This is a genomic window from Thermoanaerobaculia bacterium, from assembly GCA_018057705.1.
Classification (GTDB): Bacteria; Acidobacteriota; Thermoanaerobaculia; order Multivoradales; family JAGPDF01; genus JAGPDF01.
On the sequence record JAGPDF010000154.1, the window covers coordinates 1 to 4,784 of the forward strand.

Below are 4,784 nucleotides of genomic sequence, written 5' to 3' on the forward strand. Positions count from 1 at the left end.
CCGCTCGTCGCCTTCTGCACCGACTCCGGCGCCGGTGCGATGGACGGCATTCTCTCGGAGCCCGGCTCGCACCCCCGCGGCTGGGGCTCCGCAGCACGCATCCTCGGCCACTACGTGCGCGAGAAGAAGCTCCTCACCCTCGAAGAGGCGGTCCGCAAGATGACCTCCCTCCCGGCCGCCCGCGCCGGCCTGCAGGCGAGAGGGATCCTGCGCCCCGGCCTGAAAGCCGACCTCGTCCTCTTCGACCCGGAAACCGTCGGCACGCGAGCTACCTACACCGACCCCAACCACTACGCCGACGGCATCCCCTACGTCGCCGTCAACGGCCAACTGGTGGTGGACGAAGGCAAAATCACCGAAGCCCGCCCCGGCGTGGTCCTACGAGGCCCCGGCTACCAGCGTTAGCTACCTGGGGACATATTGCGGCCGAGCAAGCGGTATGCCGACCAGCGTCCGCTGCAGCCGCTATGTGTCCCCGGCCCCGGCTCCGAAGCTACATAGCGTCTGTGAGGGGCGCTCCGGCGCTCGAGATCCAAAGTGGGCGACCACGCCTCAAATAGGAGCCCACTTTGGATCTCGAGTGCCGGGGCGCCCCTGGCAACGGCAGTGGCATGGGCCCCAGGACGTGCAGGAGTGAAGACAGGACCCTCAGTCGAGCAGGCAGATACTGCTGCAGCCGTCCCCGCTGTTGTTGTTGCCGTCGTCGCACTGTTCGCCCGCTGCGAAGTTGACGATGCCGTCGCTGCCACCGCACTGCGGCAGCGTGCAGTCGTAGTCGCAGAAGGCGGTGTTGATGCCGCCCGTGTCGCAAGCCTCGAAGCCGGTGCGGGCGAAGCCGTCGCCGCAGCGGGCGTTCTGGCAGTTGTTGGTGCAGGCGTTGGTTTGCACGAGGTCGCCGTCGTCGCACTGCTCGTTCGGCCGATTGACGACGCCATCGCCGCACTGCTCGAGCCAGCAAGTCGGTGAGCAGCCGTCGCCGGGAGAGGTCCCGCCGTCGTCACAGACCTCGGGCGCGAAGCCTCCGGGGGGAATGAAGCTCGGGTTGACGATCGAGTCGCCGCAACTCGGCGGGCTGCAGTCGAAGTCGCAGCTCGCGGAGTTCCCGCCGGTATCGCAGGCCTCGCCAGTGCTCGCGACGCCGTCGCCGCAGAGCGGCAGCTGGCAGTTGTTGCGACAGGTGTCGTCGTCGATCAGATTGCCGTCGTCACAACCCTCGCCAAGGATCGCCTCGTGGACGCCGTTGCCGCAGATCTCGACCTGGCAGGTCGCCGAGCAGCCGTCCCCGGGATCGGTATTCCCGTCCTCGCACTGCTCCCCCTCGGCGAGATCGAGCAGCCCATCGCCGCACAGGAAGCACAGCGGCATCCCCGGCTCCGCCCCGACGGCCGCGCTCCAGACGCACAGTCCCCCGAGCTCGAAGTCGTCGGCGAGAATCCAGGGAATGCGCCGCGGCTCCGACTCTTCGAGCTCCGCCGCAGCCTGCGCCGCGGCGATTCCGATTCCGGGCACCGCCAGCAGCAGAATGCAGCAGGCAAAGCGAACCGGTCGCACGAGCGAATCGCGAAGGGACATGGCGCTCCTCCCCATCGGGGTCGAAATTTTGCGGAGTCTAACCCCAACCGCGAGCCGGCCGGCAACCACCGCTCCGCTTGGGGACACATTGCGGCCCAGACCGTGATGCGCCGACCAGCGCCCCCCGCAGCCGCTATGTGTCCCCTCCCCAAGCAGAGAACCTCGTGCTGCTGCAGGCTCCGCCGGCGGGCATCTCTTCCGTCAGGAAGGCCCGAATGCCGTAAGCTCTCCACGAGTCCGGGTCGGTCCGGGAGGCCTGAAGCACCGCTACCCAAGGGGAGGTCCGAGATGCCGGATGCGAACCAAGCCGGACGTCGCGCCTCGGCACCCGTGGGAGATTGGCAGATTCTGTCGCGCCGTCGGGCCACCGTTCGGCTCGGACGGGCGACGACCGCCCTCCTGAGTCTCGTTCTCCTGTCCCCGATCGGTCTGTTGGCCGACCCATCGCCGCGATCGAGATGGTCCAGGACGCCCCTTGGATACGGCATTGGCGAGCGGGGCCTCTCGGCGCTCGACGTCGACGGGGACGGCCGAGCCGAGCTCTTCGCCGCCCCGGAGGGCGAGAACTACTGGTACGAGCTCCGCCGCGAGGGACTCTTCCGGCAGTCCTGGTCGTCGTTCCTCGACGAGGCCGAGCTCGTCGCCCTGGACGCGGTCAGCTCCCCGTCGGGGGCGAAGGTCGCCGTTCTCTACTCGCACTCCCTGCGGATTTTCGATGCGCGTTCGAAAGTCGAGCTGCTGAACGTCACGACCGCCACCTGGACGAACACCGACGTCGCCCTGGGCGACCTCGATCTCGACGGCGTTCTCGACGCGGTGGTCTGCGACGACGAGACGCTCTATCTCTACGAATTGGCGAACGGGACGCAGACCGCCCTCCGCCACGGTTTCGGCTGTTCGGACGTGGCGATCGGCCAGACGGACACCGATCCCCAGCTCGAGATCGTGATCGCCGGGAATCCGACCGGCGGCTATGTATTGGACGGTGTGTCGCTCGTCGTCGAGTGGGGCGACCTCGAAGGCTTCGGTCCGCAGATCGCGCTCGGAGACCTCGACGGCGACGGCCGTGACGAGATTCTCGCCTCGAGCGATTTCGACACCGCTGCCAGGGCTCTCGACCCCGAAAGCAATTCGGAGCTCTGGCGGCGAGAAGGGGACTACTATCCCCCGGCCCTCTTCGTGGCGGACCTGGATCCCGCGCCCGGCCCCGAGGCCGTCGTGCATGAGCGCTACGGGAGCCTGTTCCTCCTCGCCGGCACGAGCGGAGAGCTCCTTCGCGCCCATGCCGTAGAGACCAGCTCCGTTTCGCGGTTTGCCGCCGCCGACACGGACGGAGACGGCGACCTCGAGCTCCTGTGGAGCGGCGGAGAGTGCTGCTACAGCTATGACGATATCTGGGCCATCGAAGGCGGCTCGAACGTCCTTCAGCGAGTTTCGGAGGGCGCCCGATCGATGGAAGGCACCATCGCTGTCGGCGAGTTCGGCACTGATCCGGTGAAGGAGGTCGCCCTCGCGGCGAGGTTCAACGAGCCCGACCAGGCACCGGTGCAGCTCGTCGTTCTCGACATGGCCCAGGGCCGCCAGGTCCGCCGCAGCTCGTTCGATTCGACCACCGCCTCAGGGAACGTCTCGGCCATGATCGGAATGCAGGTCGACGCAGATGCGGCTTCGGAGCTTTGTGTCGCTTCGAGCGACGCCCTGGGGCCGGTACGCTGCGTCGACGGCCAGACTTTCGAGGAGGAGTGGGCGGGAGGCTCGCTCGGCTATGTCAGCGTGCTCGCGGCCGCGGAGCTCGACGGGGATCCTGCGCCGGAGATCCTCGCCGGAACCTCGGGACCGGCAATCGAGGCGCGAGAAGGTGACTCGGGCTGGCTCAAGTGGCGAACGCCGGAGATCAATCCGAATCTGGACGCCATCGATCGGCTGCTGGCGATCGACGTCGACGGGGACGGACTCGACGAAGTCATCGGGCGCCTGGCGACGTATTACTACGGGTCGGGGGCTCTCGCGCTCTTCTCGGGCGCGACGGGCGATCTCCTCAGCGGACCGTGGGCTTTGTCCGTCTGGGCCCTGGCGAAGCCGACCCTGATGGAGAACCCCCCGTATCGCGTCTACGTCGCGCTTTCCGATAAGACGATTCGCGGCCTCGATCCGCAGACCGGCACCCCCTCCGCGCCGCTCGCGACTCTGCCCGGAATCTCGCGCCAGCTCGCGGTCGTGGATCTCGACCGCGACGGAACGCTCGATTTCGTCGTCGTCGACCAGGTCATGTACCTCCATGTCGTCGACGGCGCCACCGCCACGGTCGCCTGGGCGGGACCGTACCTCGGTCCGACGGGATACGGCTGGGTCGATCTCTCCCTCGAGGCCGGCGATCTCGACGGCAACGGCGTGCCCGACTTCGCGGTCGCTTCCCGGTACGGTCTCTTCTACTTCGAGGGCCCGCTCTTCGAGGTGTTCACGGACGGCTTCGAATCCGGCAACACCCTCGCCTGGAGCGACACGCAGCCCTGACCTGGGGGGTGTCCCCTCCCACGGCGGTCGAAGGAGAGGGCTCGCTAAACCCCCCGCGTATCCTTCCCCCAGAGAATCTTGTGCTGCTGCAGCGTCAGCCGCACCGGCAACCGATCCGCGAGGATCCAGGCTGCCAACTCCGCCGGCGGGCACGACTCCCAAACCGGCGAGAAGTGCAGCGGACAGACCCCCGCGAGCCCGCGCTCCGCGATCACCCCGCAAGCCCAGTCGTAATCCCCCCGATCGGCGACGACGAACTTGATCTCGTCCGTGGCGCGCAGCCCCGCCAGGTTCTCCCACCGATTGTTCCCCGACTCGCCACTCGCCGGACACTTGATATCCAGAATCCGCCGAACGCGAGGGTCGACCGGCGCAATATCCAACCCGCCCCCCGTCTCGAGCAACACCTCATACCCCGCATCACACAGCGCCGTGAGCAGCGGCAGACACCCCGGCTGCAACAACGGCTCCCCCCCCGTCACCTCGACCAGCGGACACCCGAAGGCAGCCACCTTGGCCAGCACCTCCTCGAGCCCCATCCACGCCCCACCATGAAACGCATACTCCGTATCGCACCACGAGCACCGCATCTGGCACCCGGTGAGCCGCACCAGCACGCACGGCCGCCCGGCGAACGTAGATTCGCCCTGGATCGAATAGAAGATCTCGTAGATCTTGAGGCGGGCTTCGGTCATCAG

Annotated in this window: 4 protein-coding genes; 2 read left to right on the plus strand and 2 right to left on the minus strand. The window is 67.7% G+C overall.

The annotated features are described in order from the left end of the window. Positions 1 to 405, plus strand: a 405-nt coding sequence (locus KBI44_21425; GenBank protein ID MBP9147047.1) for an amidohydrolase family protein, incomplete at its 5' end; no start/stop codon positions are given. 243 nt (positions 406 to 648) lie between these two features. Here KBI44_21425 and KBI44_21430 read toward each other — a convergent pair. Then, complete coding sequence (locus KBI44_21430) at positions 649 to 1,572, minus strand: DUF4215 domain-containing protein (protein MBP9147048.1); 924 nt, start codon at positions 1,570 to 1,572, stop codon at positions 649 to 651. Between the two features lie 288 nt (positions 1,573 to 1,860). On the opposite strand from KBI44_21430, the gene KBI44_21435 reads away from it, so the two are divergent. Continuing rightward, on the plus strand, positions 1,861 to 4,086 hold the full coding sequence (locus KBI44_21435; protein MBP9147049.1) for a hypothetical protein: 2,226 nt from the start codon (positions 1,861 to 1,863) through the stop codon (positions 4,084 to 4,086). 44 nt (positions 4,087 to 4,130) lie between these two features. Here KBI44_21435 and KBI44_21440 read toward each other — a convergent pair whose 3' ends face one another. Continuing rightward, positions 4,131 to 4,781 (minus strand): radical SAM protein, encoded by a 651-nt coding sequence (locus KBI44_21440; protein ID MBP9147050.1) that lies wholly within the window; start codon positions 4,779 to 4,781, stop codon positions 4,131 to 4,133. Positions 4,782 to 4,784 lie beyond the last annotated feature (3 nt).

What these genes read in the sequence shown, in the direction of transcription:
- KBI44_21440 (MBP9147050.1), bottom strand. Translation starts at nt 4,781, where the DNA reads ATGACCGAAGCCCGCCTCAAGATCTACGAGATCTTCTATTCGATCCAG.
- KBI44_21430 (MBP9147048.1), bottom strand. Translation starts at nt 1,572, where the DNA reads ATGTCCCTTCGCGATTCGCTCGTGCGACCGGTTCGCTTTGCCTGCTGC.
- KBI44_21435 (MBP9147049.1), top strand. Translation starts at nt 1,861, where the DNA reads ATGCCGGATGCGAACCAAGCCGGACGTCGCGCCTCGGCACCCGTGGGA.